At 62.2% G+C, this 23,073-nt stretch carries 15 protein-coding genes and 2 tRNA genes; 10 read left to right on the top strand and 7 right to left on the bottom strand.

The genetic code is table 11. The features are described 5' to 3' along the window. Nucleotides 1–7: 7 nt before the first annotated feature. Together DK391_RS29570 and DK391_RS29565 are read right to left on the bottom strand one after the other, a co-directional pair. Entirely contained in the window at nt 8–463 is a 456-nt protein-coding gene (locus DK391_RS29570) for a MarR family transcriptional regulator (protein ID WP_109481550.1), read from the bottom strand. Nucleotides 464–526: 63 nt separating this feature from the next. Next, complete coding sequence (locus DK391_RS29565; RefSeq protein ID WP_109481549.1) at nt 527–1,672, bottom strand: glycerate kinase; 1,146 nt, start codon at nt 1,670–1,672, stop codon at nt 527–529. A 518-nt stretch (nt 1,673–2,190) separates the two neighbouring features. Between DK391_RS29565 and tig the strand changes: the two genes are divergently transcribed. The 8 genes from tig to DK391_RS29525 all read left to right on the top strand — a co-directional run bounded on the left by tig (nt 2,191) and on the right by DK391_RS29525 (nt 11,396). Then, nucleotides 2,191–3,537 (top strand): trigger factor, encoded by a 1,347-nt coding sequence (gene tig, locus DK391_RS29560; protein WP_109481548.1) that lies wholly within the window; start codon nt 2,191–2,193, stop codon nt 3,535–3,537. A gap of 180 nt (nt 3,538–3,717) precedes the next feature. Beyond that, nucleotides 3,718–4,377 (top strand): ATP-dependent Clp endopeptidase proteolytic subunit ClpP, encoded by a 660-nt coding sequence (gene clpP, locus DK391_RS29555; RefSeq protein ID WP_007585897.1) that lies wholly within the window; start codon nt 3,718–3,720, stop codon nt 4,375–4,377. 208 nt (nt 4,378–4,585) lie between these two features. Then, nucleotides 4,586–5,857 (top strand): ATP-dependent Clp protease ATP-binding subunit ClpX, encoded by a 1,272-nt coding sequence (gene clpX / locus DK391_RS29550; protein WP_109481547.1) that lies wholly within the window; start codon nt 4,586–4,588, stop codon nt 5,855–5,857. Between the two features lie 185 nt (nt 5,858–6,042). Next, a complete protein-coding gene (gene lon / locus DK391_RS29545) occupies nt 6,043–8,460 on the top strand; it encodes an endopeptidase La (RefSeq protein ID WP_109481546.1) in 2,418 nt (805 codons plus the stop codon). Between the two features lie 383 nt (nt 8,461–8,843). Next, complete coding sequence (locus DK391_RS29540; protein ID WP_007585907.1) at nt 8,844–9,116, top strand: HU family DNA-binding protein; 273 nt, start codon at nt 8,844–8,846, stop codon at nt 9,114–9,116. Nucleotides 9,117–9,186: 70 nt separating this feature from the next. Continuing rightward, nucleotides 9,187–9,262: transfer RNA gene (locus DK391_RS29535), tRNA-Val, on the top strand. Nucleotides 9,263–9,306: 44 nt separating this feature from the next. After that, nucleotides 9,307–9,383: transfer RNA gene (locus DK391_RS29530), tRNA-Asp, on the top strand. Between the two features lie 84 nt (nt 9,384–9,467). Further along, a complete protein-coding gene (locus DK391_RS29525) occupies nt 9,468–11,396 on the top strand; it encodes a SurA N-terminal domain-containing protein (protein WP_109481545.1) in 1,929 nt (642 codons plus the stop codon). Between the two features lie 95 nt (nt 11,397–11,491). Here the strand turns inward: DK391_RS29525 and DK391_RS29520 are convergent, their stop codons facing one another. Further along, nucleotides 11,492–11,833: a hypothetical protein gene (locus DK391_RS29520; RefSeq protein WP_109481544.1), complete on the bottom strand. Its 342-nt coding sequence runs from the start codon at nt 11,831–11,833 to the stop codon at nt 11,492–11,494. 137 nt (nt 11,834–11,970) lie between these two features. After that, nucleotides 11,971–12,669 (bottom strand): arylesterase, encoded by a 699-nt coding sequence (locus DK391_RS29515; protein WP_204117466.1) that lies wholly within the window; start codon nt 12,667–12,669, stop codon nt 11,971–11,973. A gap of 31 nt (nt 12,670–12,700) precedes the next feature. Between DK391_RS29515 and DK391_RS29510 the strand changes: the two genes are divergently transcribed. Further along, the gene (locus tag DK391_RS29510) at nt 12,701–13,387 is read left to right on the top strand and encodes an ABC transporter ATP-binding protein (protein ID WP_109481542.1); all 687 of its coding nucleotides are present in this window, start codon (nt 12,701–12,703) and stop codon (nt 13,385–13,387) included. A 73-nt stretch (nt 13,388–13,460) separates the two neighbouring features. On the opposite strand, the gene pgi is transcribed toward DK391_RS29510, so the two are convergent. The 3 genes from pgi to DK391_RS29495 all read right to left on the bottom strand — a co-directional run bounded on the left by pgi (nt 13,461) and on the right by DK391_RS29495 (nt 18,324). Continuing rightward, nucleotides 13,461–15,083: a glucose-6-phosphate isomerase gene (gene pgi / locus DK391_RS29505; RefSeq protein WP_109481541.1), complete on the bottom strand. Its 1,623-nt coding sequence runs from the start codon at nt 15,081–15,083 to the stop codon at nt 13,461–13,463. Between the two features lie 268 nt (nt 15,084–15,351). Beyond that, nucleotides 15,352–16,929 (bottom strand): NAD(P)H-hydrate dehydratase, encoded by a 1,578-nt coding sequence (locus DK391_RS29500; RefSeq protein ID WP_109481567.1) that lies wholly within the window; start codon nt 16,927–16,929, stop codon nt 15,352–15,354. 93 nt (nt 16,930–17,022) lie between these two features. Next, the gene (locus DK391_RS29495) at nt 17,023–18,324 is read right to left on the bottom strand and encodes an FAD-dependent oxidoreductase (RefSeq protein WP_109481540.1); all 1,302 of its coding nucleotides are present in this window, start codon (nt 18,322–18,324) and stop codon (nt 17,023–17,025) included. A 466-nt stretch (nt 18,325–18,790) separates the two neighbouring features. On the opposite strand from DK391_RS29495, the gene purL reads away from it, so the two are divergent. Further along, nucleotides 18,791–22,870 carry a phosphoribosylformylglycinamidine synthase gene (gene purL / locus DK391_RS29490; RefSeq protein ID WP_109481539.1) on the top strand — a complete coding sequence of 1,360 codons (4,080 nt, stop codon included), beginning with the start codon at nt 18,791–18,793 and terminating at the stop codon, nt 22,868–22,870. The last annotated feature ends 203 nt before the right edge of the window (nt 22,871–23,073 follow it).

The raw sequence follows: 23,073 nt of genomic DNA, 5'->3' as shown, positions 1-23,073 counted from the left end.
CTGACCGTTACGCTGTACTGCGTGCGATCGCGTTGTCGATCACCTTGTCGAGTGCTTCGCTGAGCGCGACCTTCTCGCGTTCGTCGAGGCAATCGAACAGATCGGTGTTCCACTTGCGCGCGATGGGCATGATCTTCCTGTAGAGCGCACGGCCTTCCGTGGTCAGCGAAACGAGCACCACGCGGCCATCTTCCGCGCTCGCTTCGCGTTGCACGAGGCCTTGTCTGATCAACGCTTCGGCTGCGCGGCTCGCCTGACTTTTGTCGAGGTTCGCGTGGCGCGCGAGGTCCATGATCGAGAATGGCCCGAACGATCCGACCGATGCAATCACGCGCGCTTCGGGAAGCGTCACGTCGAGCTTGGCCATATACCGTTCGCTGATGCCCCGCTCGGAAAGTTTATTCAGCACGTGCAGACGATACGTCAGAAACTGTTCGAGTCCGGCTTTGTCGGAGGCCTTCATGGTCTTCCTGTTGTGAGTGGATGCAGTCCCGCGATGTGATTGTTCCCGCATCCGCTCGCAAGGTCAACGCGGACCAAACCTGAGTCGCGTCATCTGTTCGGCTTCGTTCGCAAGCAGGGTGGCGGCGTCGCGTATCGCGACCTCGAGCGTGATCGGACCTGGCGCGGGCGAAAAACATCCACTGAAATGCTCAGCGAGTTTCGGCAACGCGGAAGGATCGACTGCGCCCGACAGCAGCGTGGCGGGCACACCCGCAGCACGCGCATGCCGGCAGGCGATGAAGGGCGCCTTGCCATGCAGCGTTTGCACGTCGGAGCGGCCTTCGCCCGTGATGAGCCAGTTGGCGCCTTCGAGCGCCGCGTCGAGCCCGACCTCGCGCGCGACCACTTCCGCGCCCGGTTCGAATTCGGCACCCAGCATATGCAGCGCGAAGCCGAGACCGCCCGCTGCACCCGCGCCGGGCTGGTTGCGCGCGACACGGTTCATGGCCGGCTCGACGAAATCGGCGAAGTGGGCGAGGGCGGCGTCGATGGTCGCAACCTGTTCCGGCTTCACGCCTTTTTGCGCACCGAAGATTGCGGTCGCACCGTGCTCGCCAGTCAGCGGATTGTCGACGTCCGACATGCCGACAAAGGTGGTCTCGCGCAGACGCGCATCGAGGCCCGACGCATCGACGCGCGCCAACTGCGCAAGCTGTTCGGGTGTGGGAGCGAGTTCGTGGCCTTGCGCATCGAACAGCTTGAGGCCGAGGCCGACCAGCAGGCCGGCGCCGCCATCGTTCGTGCTGCTGCCGCCGAGCGCGACGAAGAATCGGCGCACGCCCGCATCCATGAGCGAGCGGATCGCTTCGCCCATGCCGCGCGTGCTGCGCTTTTCGACGGGCACACCCATGCCGACAGGATCTGTGATGCCGACCACTTCCGCCGTCTCGACGATCGCGCTGCCGTCTGCGAGCAGGCCCGTTGCGGCTTCGCGCGACGGGCCCGCGGCGCCCGTCACCGTCAGCCTGCGGCGTTCGCCGCCGCGCGTCAGCATGGCGTCGAGCGTACCTTCGCCGCCGTCGGCCATCGCGCAGACGCGGATCGTCGCGGCGGCGCGTGCGCGCTGAAGGCCCGTTGCAATGGATTGCGCGACCTGCTCCGCGGAGAGCGAGCCTTTGAACGAGTCAGGGGCGATGACGACGATGGGCGCGGACGACGTATTCGGCATGATGTCTCGGGTGATTGGTATGAGAAGGCATCGCCAGCTGGCCGCGATGCGGTGAAGCGCCCGCCATGCCCATGCACACGGCACGGACGTATCAGGATGTGGTGAAGCTTATCAGCATGCGGCGCGCGACTGAATATAACGGAAGGTATAGGCAGAATTGACTTTGATTCACAGCTGGCGCGCGCAAGAGCACGACGAAAGCGCGTTGCTGCCCCTCTTTGCGATGCATTCAGACGCGCATCTCACGCGATAAGCGTGTGCAGAAAAGCGAATCCGGCTAGTCGCGCAAATAGTTTGCTAAAATATTTGGCTCTCTGACCCAAACTGTGCTGCCGGCGGCCTCACAGCCCGTGGCGAGAGGTACGCGATCGATGTCACATGTGAGTGAGCGAAGCGTAGCGGCGGTCCTGCGAAAGCGCATGCAAAGCAGGGTCGGGCGCACGACGCAAAGCGGACATCGACAGGCGGCACACACAAGATAACTGATTCGCTCGAATAATTTTAGGACGATTGAAGCCATGGCTAACGTTGTTGAAAACCTCGGCAAGCTCGAACGCCGCGTGACGATTTCCCTGCCGAAAGACACGGTGCAGAAGGAAGTGGACGCGCGTATCCGTCAACTCGCGAAGAACGTGCGCATGCCGGGTTTCCGCCCGGGCAAGGTGCCGCTCAAGATGGTCACGCAGCAGTACGCGGGTCAGGTGGAAGCCGAAGTGCTGAGCGACAAGGTTGGCAAGGAATTCTTCGACATCAGCCGCGCTGAAAACCTGCGCGTCGCTGGCCAGCCGAGCTTCAGCCCGAAGGCTGAAGCAACCGAAGGCGACTACGCTTTCGACGCGACCTTCGAGGTGTACCCCGAAGTGAAGCTGGGCGACGTTGCCACGGCTGAAATCGAACGCACGAAGACCACCATCAGCGACGCGGAAATCGACCGCACGCAGGACATCCTGCGCAAGCAGCGCGTGCACTTCCACGCTCGCGGCGAAGCCGGCGAGCACGGTGACGGCGGCGCGGACCCGGCTGCGAAAGACGGCGACCGCGTGACGGTCGACTTCGTCGGCAAGATCGACGGTGAAGCATTCCAGGGCGGCAGCGCGGACGACTTCGCGTTTGTCCTGGGTGAAGGCCGCATGCTGCCGGAAATCGAAAAGGCAGCGCTGGGCCTGAAGGTTGTCGAGTCGAAGGAATTCGACCTGGCCTTCCCCGAGGACTATCACGGCAAGGAAGTCGCGGGCAAGACGGCACAATTCACGATCACGATGAAGCAGATCGAGTGGCCGCATCTGCCGGAAATCGACGGTGAGTTCGCGAAGTCGCTCGGCATCGAAGACGGTGACCTGACCAAGATGCGCGCTGAAATCCGCGACAACCTCGAGCGCGAAGCGAAGCGCCGCACGCAGGCTGTCGTGAAGAACCAGGTGATGGACGCGCTGCTGAAGATCTCCGAACTCGACGTGCCGAAGGCGCTGATCGAGCAGGACCAGCAACGCCTCGTCGAAATGGCGCGTCAGGATTTGACGCAACGTGGCGTGCCGAACGCGAAGGATGCACCCATCCCCGCAGAAATGTTCGCCGAGCAGGCAGAGCGCCGCGTCAAGCTGGGCCTCGTGCTGGCCGAGCTGGTGAAGGCCAACGAACTGCAGGCCAAGCCGGAACAGATCCGCGCAGAAGTCGACGAATTCGCGAAGAGCTACGAAGACCCGAAGGAAGTCGTGCGCTGGTATTATTCGAACCAGCAGCGTCTTGCCGAGATGGAAGCGTATGTCGTTGAGTCCAACGTCGTCGATTTCGTCCTGAGCAAGGCGAAGGTGACGGACAAGGAAGTGAGCTTCGAAGAGCTGGCAAGCGCAACGGCGCAAGCGTAATAGCATCGCTGTAACGGCGTGCCGGCTGTCCGAACGACGGCCCGCACGCCGTTTTTCCGTCTGCGCGGCCGATTCTGTAAAAGATCGTATGTCGGCCGTTCGGGCTCTTGAAGATGCGCGCGGCCGCACCCACTTGGTCAGAACCGATTATCAGAACATTTCCTGACAAGGATCCATTGCATGACCTTTCGCGCTCAAATGCTGGACACGTTGACCTCGCAGTCGTCGCGGGATCGGGATCTCGAAGCGCAAGCGCTCGGCCTCGTGCCGATCGTGGTCGAAACGAGCGGCCGTGGCGAACGTTCGTATGACATCTACTCGCGCCTGCTGAAGGAGCGCGTAGTGTTCCTGGTGGGCGAGGTGAACGATCAGACTGCAAACCTCGTGATCGCGCAGTTGCTGTTCCTCGAAAGCGAAAATCCGGACAAGGACATCAGCTTCTACATCAACAGCCCGGGCGGCTCGGTGTCGGCTGGCATGGCGATCTACGACACGATGCAGTTCATCAAGCCGGACGTGTCGACGCTGTGCATGGGTCTCGCGGCCAGCATGGGCGCGTTCCTGCTGGCGGCGGGTGCAAAGGGCAAGCGTTTTGCGCTGCCGAACGCACGCGTGATGATTCACCAGCCGCTGGGCGGCGCACGCGGCCAGGCATCGGACATCGAAATTCAGGCACGCGAAATCCTGTACCTGAAGGAACGTCTGAACCAGTTGCTGTCACACCACACGGGTCAACCCGTAGAGCGCATCCAGCGCGACACGGACCGCGACAACTTCATGTCGGGCGACGATGCACAGGCTTACGGCCTCGTCGACCAGGTGCTGCACAAGCGCCCGTAAAACAATCGCTGGAACATGGCTGATCCGGAGCGCTTTTTCCCTGAATTGGGGGAAGAGCGCCGGCGCAAAACCTTGTGAAATAATAAGACCCGTCTGAACGCCTGCGGCAAACGCCGTCACAGCTTTTGCGCATCCGTCCCACCCCTGACTGAACGAGGTGGGCAAACGGCGTATCATGTCATTCGAGTGTCCGGAGGCTCACACATCTATGGCGGACAAAAAAGGTTCTAACAGCGAAAAGCTGTTGTATTGCTCGTTTTGCGGCAAAAGCCAGCACGAAGTCAAAAAACTGATTGCTGGCCCGTCGGTATTCATCTGCGATGAATGTATCGACCTGTGCAACGAAATCATTCGCGACGAAGCGGCGGGCGCCGGTCTGGAAACAGGCCTGTCCAAGTCCGACCTGCCTAGTCCTCAGGAAATCCGCGATATTCTCGATCAATACGTGATCGGGCAAGAGCGCGCGAAGAAAATTCTCGCCGTTGCGGTTTACAACCACTACAAGCGCCTGAAGCATCTCGACAAGAAAGACGACGTCGAGCTGTCGAAGAGCAACATCCTGCTGATCGGGCCGACCGGCTCGGGCAAGACGCTGCTCGCGCAGACGCTTGCGCGCCTTCTGAACGTGCCATTCGTGATCGCGGACGCGACCACGCTGACGGAAGCCGGCTATGTCGGTGAAGACGTCGAAAACATCATTCAGAAGCTGCTGCAGAACTGCAACTACGAAGTCGACAAGGCGCAGCGCGGCATTGTCTACATCGATGAAATCGACAAGATCAGCCGTAAGTCGGACAACCCGTCCATTACGCGCGACGTGTCGGGCGAAGGCGTTCAGCAGGCACTGCTGAAGCTGGTGGAAGGCACGATGGCTTCGGTGCCGCCGCAAGGTGGCCGTAAGCATCCGAACCAGGATTTCATCCAGGTCGACACGACCAACATCCTGTTTATCTGCGGCGGCGCGTTCGATGGCCTCGAAAAGGTGATCGTCGACCGTACGGAAAAAACGGGGATCGGTTTCGGTGCGAGCGTCAAGAGCAAGCAGGATCGCGATGCCGGCGAAGTGCTGCGTGAAACCGAGCCGGAAGACCTCATCAAATTCGGTCTGATCCCCGAACTGATCGGCCGTTTGCCCGTGGTGGCGACGCTCGGCAAGCTGGATGAAGCCGCGCTGATGAAGATCCTGGTCGAGCCGAAAAACGCGTTGATCAAGCAGTATCACAAGCTGTTCAACATGGAACGCGTCGAGCTGGAGATCCGCCCGGCGGCTTTGCAAGCCATCGCCCGCAAGGCGATCCGTCGCAAGACGGGCGCGCGCGGTCTGCGTTCGATCCTCGAACAGGCACTGCTCGACGTCATGTACGAGTTGCCGGCAATGAAGGGCGTGAGCAAAGTCATTATTGACGACAATGTCATTGATGGTGACGGAAAGCCGCTTCTGATCTACGAAGACGCACCTAAGGTTGCGGGTTCGAATTGATCGGCTGCCCGGTTTTTTGAAAAAAAGCCGTTCATGGCGACGTGAACGGCTTTTTTCGTTTATCGTGTCGTCAGGATGGACCGTTTTTCTGGAGTCACTGAACTTTTTCCCACACGCGAAGGCTTGCAATCTTTTTTGTCGGCCTCAACTATCGAACAAACTGATTCCACTCATGGGGAAATGAAATGTCAGGAACCCAACTCCTCCCGCCGGAACGCATCACGCTGCCGCTGCTCCCGCTGCGCGACGTAGTCGTTTTCCCGCATATGGTGATCCCGCTCTTCGTGGGGCGCCCGAAGTCGATCAAGGCGTTGGAAGCCGCAATGGAAGGTGGCAAGCACATCATGCTTGTTGCCCAGAAGACGGCGGCCAAAGACGAGCCGACTGAAAAAGACATGTACGAAGTTGGCTGTATCGCCAACATCCTGCAGATGCTCAAGCTGCCTGACGGCACCGTGAAGGTGCTGGTCGAAGGCCTGCAGCGCGCAAAGACACTGTCGATCGAAGAGCAGGAAACGCAGTTCTCGTGCGAAGTCATGCCGCTCGAACCCGACCACGCCGATAGCGCTGAAACGGAAGCGCTGCGTCGCGCGATCGTGTCGCAGTTTGACCAGTACGTGAAGCTGAACAAGAAGATCCCGCCGGAGATCCTCACGTCGCTGTCGGGCATCGATGAAGCTGGCCGTCTGGCCGATACCATCGCTGCGCATCTGCCGCTCAAGCTCGACCAGAAACAGCAGATTCTCGAAATGTTCCCGGTCATCGAGCGCCTCGAGCATCTGCTCGCGCAACTCGAAGCCGAGATCGACATCCTGCAGGTTGAAAAGCGCATCCGTGGACGCGTCAAGCGTCAGATGGAGAAGAGCCAGCGCGAGTACTACCTGAACGAACAGGTCAAGGCAATCCAGAAGGAACTGGGCGAAGGCGAAGAGGGTGCCGATCTCGAAGAACTCGAGAAACGCATCACGGCTGCGCGCATGCCGAAGGAAGCCAAGAAGAAGGCCGACGCCGAGCTGAAGAAGCTCAAGCTGATGTCGCCGATGTCGGCGGAAGCGACGGTCGTACGCAACTACATCGACACGCTGATCGGCCTGCCGTGGCGCAAGAAGAGCAAGGTCAACAACGACCTCTCGAATGCAGAACGCGTGCTGGACGAAGACCACTTCGGTCTCGAGAAGGTCAAGGAACGCATTCTCGAGTATCTCGCTGTGCAACAGCGCGTGGACAAGGTGAAGGCGCCGATCCTGTGCCTGGGTGGGCCTCCGGGTGTCGGTAAGACGTCGCTGGGCCAGTCGATTGCGCGCGCAACGAACCGCAAGTTCGTGCGCATGGCACTGGGTGGTGTGCGTGACGAGGCTGAGATTCGCGGCCACCGTCGTACGTACATCGGTTCGATGCCGGGCAAGATCCTGCAGAGCCTGACCAAGGTTGGCGTGCGCAATCCGCTCTTCCTGCTCGACGAAGTCGACAAGATGGGTATGGATTTCCGCGGCGATCCGTCGTCGGCGCTGCTCGAAGTGCTCGACCCCGAACAGAACCACACGTTTGCGGACCACTATGTCGAAGTGGACTTCGACCTGTCGGACGTGATGTTCGTGGCAACGTCGAACTCGCTGAACATTCCGCCGCCGCTGCTCGACCGTATGGAAGTGATCCGTCTGTCGGGTTACACGGAAGACGAGAAGGTCAGCATTGCGCAACGTTACCTGCTGCCGAAGCAGAAGAAGAACAACGGCCTGAAGCAAGGCGAGATCGAAGTCACGGGAGCAGCCATCCGCGACATCATTCGCTACTACACGCGTGAAGCGGGCGTCCGTTCGCTCGAGCGTGAAGTGTCGAAGATCTGCCGCAAGGTCGTGAAGATGCTTCTGCTGAAGAAGGCAGATAAGGCGGTCACGGTCGACGCCGCCAACCTCGATACGTTCCTCGGCGTGCGCAAGTACGACTTCGGTCTGGCCGCGAAGGAAAACCAGATTGGTCAGGTGACGGGGCTGGCGTGGACGGAAGTCGGCGGCGATCTGCTGACGATCGAAGCAGCCGTGATGCCGGGCAAGGGCAATGTGATCCGCACGGGTTCGCTCGGCGACGTGATGAAGGAATCCGTCGAAGCTGCGCGCTCGGTGGTGCGGTCGCGTTCGCGCCGTCTCGGTATCAAGGACGAAGCGTTCGAGAAGCAGGACATCCACATCCACGTGCCGGAAGGCGCGACGCCGAAGGACGGTCCGTCGGCGGGCGGTGCGATGACCACGGCGCTGGTGTCGGTGCTCACGGGCATTCCCGTGCGTGCGGATGTCGCGATGACGGGTGAAATCACGCTGCGCGGCGAAGTACTGCCGATCGGCGGGCTGAAGGAAAAGCTGCTGGCAGCGCATCGCGGCGGCATCAAGCTCGTGCTGATTCCGGAAGAGAACGTCAAGGATCTGACGGAGATTCCGGACAACGTGAAGAACGCGATCGAGATCGTGCCTGTGCGCTGGATCGACAAGGTGCTGGAACTGGCGCTGGAACGCGCGCCGACGGCCTTGCCGGAAGAAGAGCCGAAGGCAGCCGCGCCCGTTGGTGAGTCGAAAGACTCGGGCGCAAGCGATGTCGTGAAGCACTAATCACTTCGCATGAAACCCAACGCCATGTACTGAACGCCTCATCCGGTTCAGTCTTCAGCGATCAAAAAACCCGCGGCTAGTCCGCGGGTTTTTTATTGTCCGCGCGAAGCAAACGTTTGATCGACAGTGCCGTCGATCGAGTCATTTGCCCGCTATCCAGGAGACCTTGCAGCGCGCGGTAAACTGGTTGCATCCGCATCCATCGCTTGCAAGATTTCGTCATCGAAAGCGCTTCGACAAGCCCCTCGAATCAGGCGCAATCCCGCTTGACACAAGGGTTTCGGCCCATTCTAATGAGTGGCCGGCAAATTCTGCCGCGCCGTATATAACCGGGCGCACAAGCGCTTTCATGATTTGCCCAACTACATTCTCGGGGGCTTGGAATGAATAAAACGGAATTGATCGATCACATCGCGCAACAAGCCGACATTTCGAAAGCGGCAGCAGGTCGCGCGCTGGATGCAGTGATCGGTGGCGTCAAAGGCACGTTGAAGAAGGGCGGTTCGGTCACGCTGGTCGGCTTCGGTACATTTGCAGTGGGCAAGCGCACGGCGCGCACCGGTCGCAATCCGCGCACGGGCGCAGCGATCAAGATCAAGGCAGCCAAGGTTCCTAAATTTAGGCCTGGCAAAGCACTAAAGGATGCGTTAAACTAACGGGCTCGCTGCTTGATGAATGTGTCGATGCAAATCGATCTCTGCAATCAGGCAGCAGCGGTCTCGGAGCGGGTGCTTAGCTCAGTTGGTAGAGCGGCGCCCTTACAAGGCGTAGGTCGGGAGTTCGAGCCTCTCAGCACCCACCAGTTCCAGATCGAAGTGACGCGCTGCGCAGCATAAGCAGCAATAAGGAGTGGTAGTTCAGTCGGTTAGAATACCGGCCTGTCACGCCGGGGGTCGCGGGTTCGAGTCCCGTCCACTCCGCCAGTATCCTAGAAAGGCGAACTCCGGTTCGCCTTTTTTATTGCCCGCTGATGTAACATCGGGCGTTCCGTTTTTGGCACCTCAAGCATGCTCGATTTCTTCCGCAATCACCAACGTCTGATGATGTTCATGCTCATCCTGGTCATCCTGCCGGGTTTGGGTTTTGTGGGTATCCAGGGCTTCCGCGGTTTCTTTGACGAGAGCGCGAATGTCGCGAGCGTCAACGGTCACAAGATCACGCGCGCCGAATTCGATAACGGCTGGCGTCAGCAGATGGACCGCGCGCGTCAGATGCTCGGCGCGCAGTTCGACGCGAAGATGTTCGACACACCGGATCGCCGCAAGGACATGCTCGACGGCCTGATCCAGCAGCGCGTGCTCGCCGACGAGACGCAGCGTCTGCATCTGACGGCGTCCGATGACGCGCTGCGCCGCGCGTTGATGGCAGACCCGATCATCGGTTCGCTGAAGAACCCCGACGGCTCTATCGACCTGAACAAATACAAAGAACTCCTTGCGATGCAGGGCATCACGCCCGAGCAGTACCAGGAGCAGGTGCGCTATAGCATGGCCATGCAACAGCTGCCGGCCGCCATCACGCAGACGGCCTTCACGCCGAAGACGCTTGCGCAGCATCTGACTGAGCTTGCCGAGCAGCAGCGTGAAGTGCAGGGCCTCGCGTTCCGCGCGAAGGAGTACGAGTCGAAAGTGCAGCCGACCGACGCGCAAATTCAGTCGTACTACGATGCGCATCGCGACGAATTCTCCACGCCGGCAACGGCCACGATCCAGTATCTCGTGCTGTCGCCGGCTACGCTCGCGGCATCGGCAACACCGGGCGATGCTGATCTCAAGAAGTACTACGACGACAACATCGCGCACTACAGCACGCAGGGCGAAGTGCGCGCGAGCCACATCCTGATCACGGTGTCGAAGGACGCGAGCGCTGCCGACAAGGACAAGGCGAAGCAGAAAGCGCAGGAAGGGCTGGCACAGGTGAAGGCGCATCCTGATCAGTTCGCGCAACTCGCGCAGCAGAATTCGCAGGATCCGGGCTCGGCTTCGAAGGGCGGCGATCTGGGCTACTTCAGCCCGGGCATGATCGCGGGCGGCAAGGCTTTCGACGACGCCGTCTTCAAGATGAAGAAGGACGAGATCAGCGATCTGATCCAGTCGGACTTCGGCTATCACATCGTCAAGGTGACGGACGTGAAGCCGTCGGTGACCAAACCGTTCGATGAAGTGAAGGATTCGATCGCCAAAGACCTGAAGACGCAACTCGCGACCAAGGCATTCAGCGACGATTCCGAAGGCTTCACGTCGACGGTGTACGAACAGGCAAAGAGCCTGCAACCGGCCGCCGACAAGTACAAGCTGCAGATCCAGACTGCGACGGTCACGCCGCAGCCCAATAGCGCGCTGCCGCCGGATAGCCCGTTGAACAACGCGAAGTTCCTCGCCGCCGTGTTTGCGAACGATTCGGCCAAGGACCGCAACAACACGCAGGCCATCGACGTCGGCAACAACACGCTGATCGCAGCGCACGTGACGGACTACAAGCCGGCGGCTGTCCCTGCGCTGGCCGCCGTCAAGGATGCCGTGCGCCAGAAGGTGGTCGCACAGCAGGCAGCCGATCTCGCGCGTAAGGAAGGCGAGGCGAAGCTGGCGGATCTGCAGAAATCGAAGTCGACGGACGGGTTCTCGTCGGCGCTGAAGGTATCGCGCAACGACGCGCAAGGCGTGCCGCCTGCCGCATTGAGTGCAATTTACAAGGTCGATGCGCAAAAGTTGCCGGCCTACGTCGGCGTCGATCTGGGCGCAGACGGCTATGCGATCTATCGCGTGAATGCGGTCGTGCAACCGGCTGCGACCGATGCGCAGCGTCTCGCATCGGCCCAGCAGCAGATTGCGTCGGTGAACGCGCAGGCCGAAGCGGAAGCGTATCTGGATGCGCTGCGGGCGCGCTCGAAGGTGAAGATGTACGGTTCGCTCGACACCCAGCAATCGGGCGAATAAGCCATCGCCTGGCGGCTGCAACACAAGCCGCCTCTGCAAACAGAAAAGCCCCGCATAAGCGGGGCTTTTTTTCTCGCGAGGAGCGTCAGGAAGCGTTACAGGCAGGCGCTGATGTCGCCCGTTGCGTCGCTGCCCGCACCACCCGCGGCGCGGAAGCCGACCCACGTACCCGAACCCTGATAGTTCGGGCGCACAACGGCAGCTGCGCCGTTCGGCGGTTGCTGGCCAGGGACATACACGTCCATCGCTGCGTCATTAGCCAATGTGTCTTGTGCGACGACCTGCTGCTGGGTCTTGTCAGCCCACTTCTTGGCGATGCACTGGCCGACGACCTTCGGCGGCTGCTGGCTGGTGCCAACGGACTGCACGCCGGCAGGCGGTTGTGCAGCACAAGCGGAAATGGCAATAGTCATAGCGATAATCGGTAAGTATTTCACGTTATCTCCTTCCAGAAATCGCTCACATGGAGCCGGTTGTCGAATTCAGGCGAATGTGTCTGATCGACCGTGCCTGGGCACGTTCCCCATTATTCGGAAACAAGTTGTTAGCGCGCTGTAACATCCTGGCGCCGGGTTTACTGCGACGTGGTGTGGAGCAACGGCTTCAGCGTTGGCCACACGTTGTCCAGTAGCAGGGGCTGTGCCCGTTGCGTCGGATGAATCTGATCCGACTGGAACATGTCAGGCTTGTCTTCGATTCCAGCAAGGAGAAATGGAACGAGCGGCACGCTCAACTGCTTCGACAACTGGCCGTACAGACCGTGGAACTTTTGGGTGTAGTCGGGGCCGTAATTAGGCGGTACATACATGCCGACGAGCAGTACCTTCGCGTGACCTTGCTGCGCCTGTTCAATGATAGTGCGCAGATTGTCTTCTGTCGTATTGAGTGGCACACCGCGTAAGGCATCGTTGGCGCCCAGCTCGATGATGACGACAGCGGGCTTGAGCCGCTGCAACAGCGCGGGCAGACGGGCGCGCCCGCCACTGGTGGTGTCGCCGCTGATGCTGGCATTGGCAACGTTATAATCGATTCGCTCACTCGACAGACGCTGACGCATCAGTGAAACCCAGCCGGTGTCGCGGGGCAGGCCGTACTCGGCGGAGAGGCTGTCGCCGAGCACGACGATGGTCGGCTTCGACTGTTGCGCAGTGCTGCCGGCTGTGGTCGCCATGGCAGCGGCCGCGTTGGTGTTGCTGGCAGCCTGGGCAGTTGCAGAAAAAGTCGCGGCGAACACGATGGGGAAACAGGCCGCAGTCAGCGCCGTGAACGACATCAGGGCGCGCACTTTCAACCTACGCTTCACCATGCAAAAGAAAACCGATCCAGTCATCGAAGTGCGGGGTTTGTGCAAGAGGGTTAAGGATGCGACGGGCGAGTTGACGATCCTCGACAACATCGACCTGTCGATTCAGGCGAGCAGCCGCGTGGCGATCGTCGGCGCGTCGGGCTCTGGCAAGTCTACGCTGCTCGGCTTGCTTGCCGGTTTGGACAGCGCGACCTCCGGGTCGGTTCGTCTGCTTGGCCGCGAACTCACCGCACTCGACGAAGACGGCCGCGCGGCGCTTCGCAACGGTTCGGTCGGTTTCGTGTTCCAGTCTTTCCAGTTGATGCCGCATCTGACCGCGCTCGAGAATGTCACGCTTCCGCTCGAGCTGCAAGGCGGGTTGCCGGCCAGAGAGGTTCATGCGCGTGCGCGTACGCTGCTGACCCAGGTCGGACTCGGCGAGCGCATGCGGCACTATCCGATGCTCCTGTCGGGCGGCGAGCAGCAGCGCGTGGCGTTGGCCCGCGCATTCGCAACCCATCCCGCGATTCTCTTCGCCGATGAACCGACAGGCAGCCTCGATGCCGCGACCGGGCATGCCGTGATCGATCTGATGTTCGATATGAACCGCGCAAACGGTGCGACGCTGGTGCTCGTCACACATGACGTCGAGCTGGCGCGGCGCTGCGATACGACGGTGACGATCGAAGCAGGGCGTCTGATCTGATAGCACGCAGCGCATAAAAAAACGGGCCTTCCAGTGGAAGGCCCGTTTTGCATTCAGACGAACGGCTAAGCGATCAACGCTTGAGCGCCGCGCGGGCACGCGCGCTCAATGCCGAGGTCGACGAGTCGTGCTTCTTCTCCTCGACGCTGGCTGCCGTGATATCCGCCTCGACGACCTTGCCGAGAATCTTGCCCAGCTCGACACCCCATTGGTCGAACGAGTTGATGTTCCAGACCGTGCCTTGCACCAGCACCTTGTGTTCGTACAGCGCGATCAGCGCGCCGAGCGAGCGGGCGGTGAGGGCGTCGACGAGCAGCGTCGTGGTGGGGCGATTGCCGGGGAACATGATGTGCGGCACGAGTTCCGGCTTGTTCGGCCCAGCGACCTTTTCGGCTTCTTCACGCGTGCGGCCGAGCATCAGCGCTTCGCTTTGCGCGAAGCAGTTCGCCAGCAGCTTCGGATGATGCGAGACGAGGGGATGTTCCGGCGTCAGCACCGCGACGAAGTCGATCGGCACGATGGTCGGCCCCTGATGCAGCATCTGGAAGAAAGCGTGCTGGCCGTTCGTGCCCGGCTCGCCCCACGTGACGGCCGACGTGTCATAGGTGACGAAACTGCCGTCGAGGCACGCCTGCTTGCCGTTGCTCTCCATTTCGAGCTGCTGCAGGTACGACGGCAGGAAGTGCAACGCCTCGGAGTACGGCGCGACCAGGTAGCTCTGCGAGCCGAAGAAATTGCGATACCAGATGCCGATCATGCCCATCAGCACAGGCAGATTGCGTTCGAGCGGCGCCGTGCGGAAATGCTCGTCCATCTCGTTGGCGCCCGCGAGCAGTTCGTCGAACTGCTTGGGACCGATCGAGATCATGATGGAGAGACCCACGGCCGACCACAGCGAATAGCGGCCGCCGACCCAGTCCCACATCTCGAACACGTTGTCCTGCGCGATGCCGAACTTGACGACTTCAGCCGGGTTCGCCGACACGCCGACAAAGTGCTTCGCCAGTTCATTCTCCGGGCAGCCTTTTTCGATGAACCAGTCGCGCAGCGAATTGGCGTTGGTCATCGTTTCGAGCGTCGTGAAGGTCTTCGACACGATGATGGCCAGCGTTTCTTCCGGATCGATCTGCTGCATCACGCGATACAGATCCGCGCCGTCGACGTTCGATACGAAGTGCGTGGTGATGTCGGGCGTTGCGAGATGCTGGAGTGCATGCACGACCATCTTCGGTCCGAGGTCCGAGCCGCCGATGCCGATGTTCACCACATAACGGATGCGCTTGCCCGTGTAGCCCTTCCATTCGCCGCTGCGGACCTTGTCGGCGAACGCCGCCATCTTCGCGCGCTCGGCCTGGATCTTGCCGTAGAACGGCGCATTCGGATTGCTGGCGCGCAGCGCCGTGTGCAGCACCGCGCGGCCTTCCGTCGGATTGACGATATCGCCTGCGAACATGGCGTCGCGGCGCTTCTCGACATTGGCCTCGCGCGCGAGTTGCACGAGCAGCTTGAGCGTTTCGTCGGTGACGCGGTTTTTCGAAAAGTCGGCCGCGAGACCGCCGCCGGCGAGCGTCAAGCGTTCGGCGCGCGTCGGCGCGGGATCGTTCTCGGGTGCAAACCAGTCGCGCAGGCGCGCATCGCGAATCTGATCGTAGTGTGTTTGCAGCGAGTTCCAGGCTGGGAGCGAGTTGAGAGTCATAACCGTCCGTCTAACGAAGGAAAACGAATGGCCGGCCGCGCATCGGGCGTACCGGGGGAAACAGCAGACACGCGGTTGGCTGAGCGGTACGGTCGCCGGATGCGCGGCGGCGTGTCTCGTGCCCCGTCAGCGGGTGTCTGCCGTTTGCGTCGGGGCCGTTGGCCGGTTCCACGACGCAGTCAAACAGTATAGCGGGCCAGGATGACAGCCGGCATAGATGGGATGGGGCGCCAGATAGCGGGATGTCCGCGCCGGCGCGGGCCGGCCATCAATCCCGTCGCGGATAGCCGAGCCGGTTCAACAGCTTGCGCACCATCGGCGCGAGTTCGCCCGCCGTCAGCCCCGCTGGCCCTTTGCCGCGCGCAGTGCGCATGTCGGCGGCGAGGCCGGGCAGAAACACGCCTGCAAGCGCCGCCTCGTAGCGCGGGATGCCTTGCCCGAGCAACGCGCCGATCAGGCCGCCGAGCACGTCACCTGTGCCGCCCGTTGCGAGCGCCGCGTTACCCGTGGCGTTGACGACGAGGCGTCCGTCCGGCGCCGCGATCACCGTGCCCGTGCCTTTCAGCACGATGATGCTCGCATAGCGGTTGGCCAGCGCACGTGCAGCGGCCAGCCGGTCGTGCTGGACGCTTTTCGCGTCCGTGCCGAGCAGCCGTGCCGCTTCGAGTGGATGAGGCGTGAGCACGCATGGATCGTCGGCGGATTCGCCGCGTTGCTTCACGGCAGCAGCGAGATCGGCATGATCCGCGATCAGGTTGAGCGCATCGGCATCGAGCAGTTTGGGCATGCTCAGCGGCAGCACGTCGCGCAATACGCCGACGGCGCGCTCGCGCTTGCCCATTCCACAACCGATCGATAGCGCATCCATGGAGGCGAGCGGCAGGTCGTCGAGTGGATGCAGCATCAGCTCAGGGTGCGGCGGATCGTACGGCGGCGCGCCCGCGCCGAGAAACGCGACGTGAACCTTGCCCGCGCCCGCGTACAGCGCCGCGCGTGCCGCGAGGATGGGCGCGCCGCACATGCCCGTGTCTCCGCCCACGACGGCGAGGCTGCCGAACGTGCCCTTGTGGGTCGAATAATCACGCGGCGGGAAATGCGGGGCGAACAGATCGGGGCTGTTGAGCCGAACGGGCGCATCATGCGCTGGTTCGAGACCGATGGGCGCGACGGTCACATCGCCTGCCAGATCGCGTCCCATCGCCATGTAGAGGCCCGGTTTCGCGCCGATAAAGCTGACCGTGTGCGTCGCCCGCACGGCCACGCCGCCTGCGACGACATTCCCTGTGTCGCTGTCCAGCCCGCTCGGGACGTCGAGTGCGAGCACGCGTCCGCGCGTTCTGGCTCGCGCCGAGAGCCGCCCGGCAATCGACGCGAACACGCCTTCCAGCGGTCGCGACAGCCCGATGCCGAACATGCCGTCGACGACCCAGCTGAAGTCGTCGAAAGAGTCCGGCACGGTGTCCGAAATGGGCACGCCCGCGGCGCGTGCTTCCGCGAGCGCCCAGCGGGCATCGTCGGGTTTGACCTCGACAGGCATGCAGACTTCGACGGCGACGCCCATGCGCCGCAATTCAGTCGCGACGACGAGCGCATCGCCGCCGTTATTGCCGGGTCCGGCGACAAGCCACACGGGCAGGTGCGGATCGCCAGATCCGTCGAAAGCGAGGTGCTCGCGGAGAAAGCGGGCGCCTGCGTGTCCCGCCCGGCCCATCAACGTATGGGCAGGCAGGCTGGATTCGGCATTTTTTTCGAGCGCGCGAAGTTCGGCGACGCTCAGTAGCGGGAACGGCCGGTCATACGGTTTGACGAGATCGGCGTGGCTGAACGGCAGGGAAGGGTCGGTCATGGCAGCGTACGAGAGCAACAGGGTACGCCCATGGTAGTGGCATTGCGCGTGCTGCCGCCAGCACGCGCAACGGCATAGGACAAATGACAGGTTTCAGGCGTTGAAGCGCTCGGGGCGCAGCGCCGCGATCGTGTCGGGCGGCAGTTCCGAGGGCGTGCTGGACACGAGGCTGGCGATCAGCTTGCCTGAGCCGCACGCAAGCGCCCAGCCGACGGGGCCGTGCGCCGCGTTCACGAAGAGTCGCGGATGCAGCGCATTGCCCGTCACGGGCAGGCCATCCGGCGACAGCAGCTTGACGCCTTCCCACGGCAGCGCCGCCGAGATACGCGCGGAACCCGGCACCCAGTCGTGCGTCGCCTGGCTGAGGAGCGCCAGCGCTTCCTTGGTCAGCGGTTCGGGCAGCGGCTGCTTCGTCTGGCTCGCGCTTTGCAGCACGGCGCCGCCCGCAATGCGCAGCCGGTGGTTACTGCGCGTGATGGTGATGCGTTTGACGGCATCGATCACGGTGGTATGCGGCGCGAATTCTTCGCGTGCGATAGGCGCAACAAGATTGTGCAGCCGCAGTGGATGCAGCGGCAGATTCAGCCCGAGCTTCTCCAGCAATGCGAGGCTGCCGACACCCGCCGCGACCACCACGGCATCTGCGCTGATCACTTCGACGTCGCGTGAACGCGACGATTCGCCGTTGGCAGGCGCCAGTTCGACGGCTGCGCGCTGGTTGTCGAGGCGGATGCCCGTCACTTCGCGGCCACACTGGAACTGCACGCCGCCTTGCGTATCGAGCGTCTGCTTGATGAGCTTGGCGAACAGCGGGCAATTCGCGGTGCCTTCGTCGTCGAACATGACGCCGCCTGCAAACGGCGGTTCGAGCGGAATCGAATGCTCGATGGTCTGGCATTCGCGCGGGCTGAGCACGTGGTGCGGCACTTCGAACTGCCGCAACAGATCGAGCGCGGGCTGCGTGTGCTCCCAATCCTGCGGGCTGCGCACGAGGTAAAGCTGGCCCTTCGTCTGTTCGAAATCCAGATTGAAGTGATGCTCGATATCGGCCAGCGACTCGCGCGCCGATTCGATCAGCGGACGCAGCAGCGCGAACTGCTTCTTGAAGGCTTCCGGTTCAGCCAACGTAGTCAGTTTGCGCACGAAATCGCGCACCTGGCCGTTGAAGCCCGTTTTCTTGATGATGCCGCTTTTGGTGGCCTGACGGTGCTGCATGAAGGTCGGGCCGAACCAGACATCGAGCGGGGTGGGCAGCAGCGTGCCGCCGTGGCCGTAAGTGGCGCCTTGCGCGACGGTGGCGTGCCGTTCGACGACGCACACCCGATGACCGGCCGCACGAAGCTGATAGGCGGTAGCGACGCCGACGATCCCGCCGCCAATGACAATGACATCCATGGTTAATTCGTGTTGCCCGCGGCACGCGTGGGGCCAGGCGTATTTCGTGACATGCGGCGCGGTGTGACTGCCAAGGCTGCGCCGATCTGATGAAAGGCCGAATGATAGCAGCCAAACGACCCGCACGGCACGCTGTCGCTCGGCGCGGGAAGCATCGCCCGGCCTTGACTTGCCGGACGCGACGCCCACGCCGTGCATATGCATTTTTGCCTACCACAAATGGTCAAAAAAGCATCCCAAAAAGGCCAATCGCCCGGTGGGCGCGGTTCGCCGGCGTCGAGCGCGCATCGCCGGTGCATGCGGAACGTCACGCAGGTCAGGTCTGCCGGGCCTTCCCGGGTTATAATCTCGGACTTCCTTACGCCTCACGTCGCCCCACGCGCGACTGTCCTTGCGATTGTCGAAGCAATCAAAGCAATCACGCGCGGCACCCAGCGACGCAACCGATCGACGCAACGTCAAGTCCATGGCTCACTTCTCGTGTTTCCCCGGCGCTGCGGCCCTCTCCGATTTCCGTCTAACCCGTCTGCTCGACACGTTGTCGCGCATCGACGCCAGCATCGTCGGCGTGCGCGGCCAGTATCTGCACTTCGTGAACTCGCAGACGCCGCTGTCAGCAGAAGACAGCGCGAAGATCGAAGCGCTGATGCACTACGGCGATCCGTTCGACGCGGGTAAAGACAAGGGCGCCGTCGAAACCTTCCTCGTCGTGCCGCGCTTCGGCACCGTGTCACCGTGGGCGAGCAAGGCCACCGACATCGCGCTGCACTGCGGCCTGACCCAGGTGCGCCGTATCGAGCGTGGCGTCGAATACACGGTGGTGCTCAAGAGCGGGCTGCTCGGCGGCAAGAAGGCGCTGTCGGACGAGGCGCGTGCTGCCGTCGTCGCCGCGCTGCATGACCGCATGACGGAAAGCGTCGCGCCGTCGCGCGATCACGCCATGCACCTGTTCGACGAACTGCCCGCCAAGCCGCTGCAAACGGTCGGCGTGCTGACGGACGGCCGCAAGGCGCTGGAAAAGGCCAACTCGGAACTGGGCCTCGCGCTCGCCGAAGACGAAATCGACTATCTCGTCGACGCCTTCACGAAGCTCGGCCGCAATCCGACCGACGTCGAACTGATGATGTTCGCGCAGGCAAACAGCGAGCACTGCCGCCACAAGATCTTCAACGCCAGCTGGACCATCGACGGCGAGGCGCAGGACATGTCGCTGTTCAACATGATCCGCAACACCGAAAAGCTCAATCCGCAAGGCACGATCGTCGCGTACTCGGACAACTCGTCGATCATGGTGGGCGGCATGGCCGAGCGCTGGTTCCCGCGCAAGGCAGGCGACGCCACCGAGCCGGGCGAACGCTATGGCCGTCACACCGAATTGACGCACACGCTGATGAAGGTGGAGACGCACAACCACCCCACAGCTATCTCGCCGTTCCCGGGCGCTGCGACGGGCGCAGGCGGCGAAATCCGCGACGAAGGCGCGACGGGTCGTGGCGCACGTCCGAAGGCGGGTCTGACGGGCTTCACGGTGTCGAACCTCGAACTGCCCGACGCACGCGAGTCGTGGGAAAACGCCCGCGACACGACGCAGCCCGTCGGCCACCGCAACGCCGCTGACCAGTTCGACGTCTATGGCCGTCCGGACCGCATCGCATCGCCGCTGCAGATCATGATCGACGGGCCGCTCGGCGGCGCCGCGTTCAACAACGAATTCGGCCGTCCGAACCTCGGCGGTTACTTCCGTACTTACGAGCAAAACGTGGCGGGCCTCGTGCGCGGCTATCACAAGCCGATCATGATCGCGGGCGGCCTCGGCAACATCTCCGACCAGCACACGCACAAGCACGATCTGCCCGCGGGCTCGCTGCTGATCCAGATCGGCGGTCCCGGCATGCGCATCGGCATGGGTGGCGGCGCGGCGAGCTCGATGGCAACGGGCACCAACACGGCCGAGCTCGATTTCGACTCGGTCCAGCGCGGCAATCCGGAAATCGAGCGCCGTGCACAGGAAGTGATCAACTCGTGCTGGCAGCTTGGCGAGTGCAATCCCATCCTGAGCATTCACGACGTCGGCGCGGGTGGTCTGTCGAACGCGTTCCCGGAACTGGTGGATGGCGCGGACAAGGGTGCGCTGTTCGAACTGCGCAAGGTCCAACTGGAAGAAAGCGGCCTGTCGCCGCGCGAAATCTGGTCGAACGAAGCGCAAGAACGTTACGTGCTGGCCATTCCGCCGGCACGCCTCGAAGAATTCGCGGCGATCTGCGAACGCGAGCGCTGCCCGTTCGCGGTGGTCGGCACGGCAACGGCCGAGCGTCAGCTGAAACTGATCGACGCCGAGCTGACGGAAGCGGGCGCGCACGAACCCGTCGACATGCCGATGGAAGTCCTGCTCGGCAAGCCGCCGCGCATGCATCGCGATGTGAAGCGCGTGTCGACGCCGCTGCAACCCGTCGATGTCACGCATATCGCGTTGCATGAAGCGGCTGTCAACGTGTTGCGTCATCCGACTGTCGCGAGCAAGTCGTTCCTGATCACCATCGGCGACCGTTCGGTAGGTGGCACGACGGCGCGCGACCAGATGGTCGGTCCGTGGCAGGTGCCCGTCGCCGACTGCGCAATCACAACGGTCGATTACGCGGGCTTCCGCGGCGAAGCCATGACGATGGCCGAGCGCACGCCGCTCGCTGTCATCAACGCACCGGCGTCGGGCCGCATGGCGGTCGGCGAAGCGGTGACGAACATTGCGTCCGCACCGATCGAATCGCTCGACAAGCTCAAGCTGTCGGCGAACTGGATGGCCGCTTGCGGCAGCCCTGGCGAAGACGCCGCGCTGTACGACACGGTGAAGGCGATCGGCATGGAGCTGTGCCCGGCGCTGGGTATCGGCATTCCCGTCGGCAAGGATTCGCTGTCGATGCGCACCAAGTGGGCGGACAACAACGTTCAGAAGGAAGTGGTCGCGCCGGTATCGCTGATCATTTCCGCTTTCGCTCCCGTAGAAGACGTGCGCCGCCACCTGACGCCGCAACTGGTCAGCCAGAAGGACGCGGGCGAAACCGTGCTGATCGCGATCGATCTCGGCCGCGGCAAGCATCGTCTGGGCGGCAGCATTCTGGCGCAAGTCACGCAGCAGGTCGGCGACACGGTGCCTGACGTCGACGATCCGGAAGACCTGAAGCGTTTCTTCGCGGCCATCCAGGCGCTGAACGCAGACGGCAAGCTGCTCGCGTACCACGACCGCTCGGACGGCGGCCTGTGGGCGACGGTCTGCGAAATGGCGTTCGCGGGCCACGTGGGCGTGACGATGAACGTCGACATGCTCACACTCGACCCGGATCACGAATCCGATTACGGCGACGCGAAGGACTGGGCGAAGCAAACCAGTGGCCGTCGCGAAGATCGCACGATCCGCGCGCTGTTCAACGAAGAACTGGGCGCCGTGGTGCAGGTGCGTGCGTCGGATCGTGACGTCGTGCTGGCTGCGCTGCGCGAACATGGTCTGTCCGCGTGCTCGCATGTGATCGGCAAGCCGAATGATCGCGACGTGCTCGAAATCTATCGCGACGCCAAGAAGATTTTCGATGCGCCGCGTGCCGAACTGCATCGTACGTGGAGCGAAGTGAGCTGGCGCATTTCGCGTCTGCGCGACAACCCGGCGTGTGCTGACTCGGAATTCGATGCATTGCTCGACGCATCGGATCCTGGCATCCAGCCGCATCTGTCGTTCGATCCTGTCGAAGACGTGGCGGCGCCGTTCATCGGCAAGGGTGCGCGTCCGCGCGTGGCGATCCTGCGGGAGCAGGGCGTGAACTCGCATCTCGAAACGGCGTATGCGTTTGACCGCGCAGGCTTCGATGCGCACGACGTGCATATGAGCGATCTGCTGTCCGGCCGCGCGACGCTGGCGGATTTTGCCGGCGCGGTTGCTTGCGGCGGCTTCTCGTATGGCGACGTGCTCGGTGCAGGCGAGGGCTGGGCGAAGACGATCCGCTTCAACGCCGAGCTTGCCGATATGTTCGCGGCGTTCTTCGGCCGTAGCGACACGTTTGCGCTCGGCATCTGCAACGGCTGCCAGATGATGAGCAGTCTCGCGTCGATGATTCCTGGTGCCGAGGCCTGGCCGAAGTTCACACGCAACAAATCGGAGAAGTTCGAAGCACGCTTCTCACTGGTCGAAGTGCAACCGTCGCCGTCTATCTTCTTCGCCGGCATGGAAGGTTCGCGGATTCCTGTTGCCGTGGCGCACGGTGAAGGTTTTGCGGACTTCTCGCAGCAGGGCGATATGTCGCGGGTGGCGGTGGCGATGAAGTATGTTGATCATCGCGGGCAGGCTACGGAACAGTATCCGTTCAATCCGAATGGCTCGCCGGCTGGTATTACTTCTGTGACGACGGCCGATGGTCGGTTCACTGTGCTGATGCCGCACACTGAGCGTGTTCATCGGAATGTGCAGATGAGCTGGCATCCTGATGCGTGGAAGAATAGCGCCACCGATGGCAGTCCGTGGATGCGGGTGTTTCAGAATGCGCGTAAGTGGTTAGGGTAAGGGTTTTTTTGCCCTGGGCGGGCGGCGGGGTGGGTTGCTTTGTCGCTCGTTGGTTGGTATCTGCGGTTTGTTTTTTTGCTTTGGCATCCGCGGGTTGCTTTTTTGCTGGCGTCCGCGTTTTGTTAGTGGTGCTTCATGCGTTGCCCCTGTGCGGGGCGGCACCTACTTTTCTTTGCCGCGGCAAAGAAAAGTAGGCAAAAGAA

The organism is Paraburkholderia sp. C35, from assembly GCF_003121405.1.
GTDB lineage: Bacteria > Pseudomonadota > Gammaproteobacteria > Burkholderiales > Burkholderiaceae > Paraburkholderia.
The sequence above is the reverse complement of the archived record's forward strand: the minus strand, read 5'-3'. Positions and strand labels throughout refer to the sequence as shown.

Coding starts and splice junctions, on each gene's coding strand:
- DK391_RS29570 (WP_109481550.1), bottom strand. CDS start 463: ATGAAGGCCTCCGACAAAGCCGGACTCGAACAGTTTCTGACGTATCGT.
- DK391_RS29565 (WP_109481549.1), bottom strand. CDS start 1,672: ATGCCGAATACGTCGTCCGCGCCCATCGTCGTCATCGCCCCTGACTCG.
- tig (WP_109481548.1), top strand. CDS start 2,191: ATGGCTAACGTTGTTGAAAACCTCGGCAAGCTCGAACGCCGCGTGACG.
- clpP (WP_007585897.1), top strand. CDS start 3,718: ATGACCTTTCGCGCTCAAATGCTGGACACGTTGACCTCGCAGTCGTCG.
- clpX (WP_109481547.1), top strand. CDS start 4,586: ATGGCGGACAAAAAAGGTTCTAACAGCGAAAAGCTGTTGTATTGCTCG.
- lon (WP_109481546.1), top strand. CDS start 6,043: ATGTCAGGAACCCAACTCCTCCCGCCGGAACGCATCACGCTGCCGCTG.
- DK391_RS29540 (WP_007585907.1), top strand. CDS start 8,844: ATGAATAAAACGGAATTGATCGATCACATCGCGCAACAAGCCGACATT.
- DK391_RS29525 (WP_109481545.1), top strand. CDS start 9,468: ATGCTCGATTTCTTCCGCAATCACCAACGTCTGATGATGTTCATGCTC.
- DK391_RS29515 (WP_204117466.1), bottom strand. CDS start 12,669: ATGTCGTTCACGGCGCTGACTGCGGCCTGTTTCCCCATCGTGTTCGCC.
- DK391_RS29510 (WP_109481542.1), top strand. CDS start 12,701: ATGCAAAAGAAAACCGATCCAGTCATCGAAGTGCGGGGTTTGTGCAAG.
- pgi (WP_109481541.1), bottom strand. CDS start 15,083: ATGACTCTCAACTCGCTCCCAGCCTGGAACTCGCTGCAAACACACTAC.
- DK391_RS29500 (WP_109481567.1), bottom strand. CDS start 16,929: ATGACCGACCCTTCCCTGCCGTTCAGCCACGCCGATCTCGTCAAACCG.
- DK391_RS29495 (WP_109481540.1), bottom strand. CDS start 18,324: ATGGATGTCATTGTCATTGGCGGCGGGATCGTCGGCGTCGCTACCGCC.
- purL (WP_109481539.1), top strand. CDS start 18,791: ATGGCTCACTTCTCGTGTTTCCCCGGCGCTGCGGCCCTCTCCGATTTC.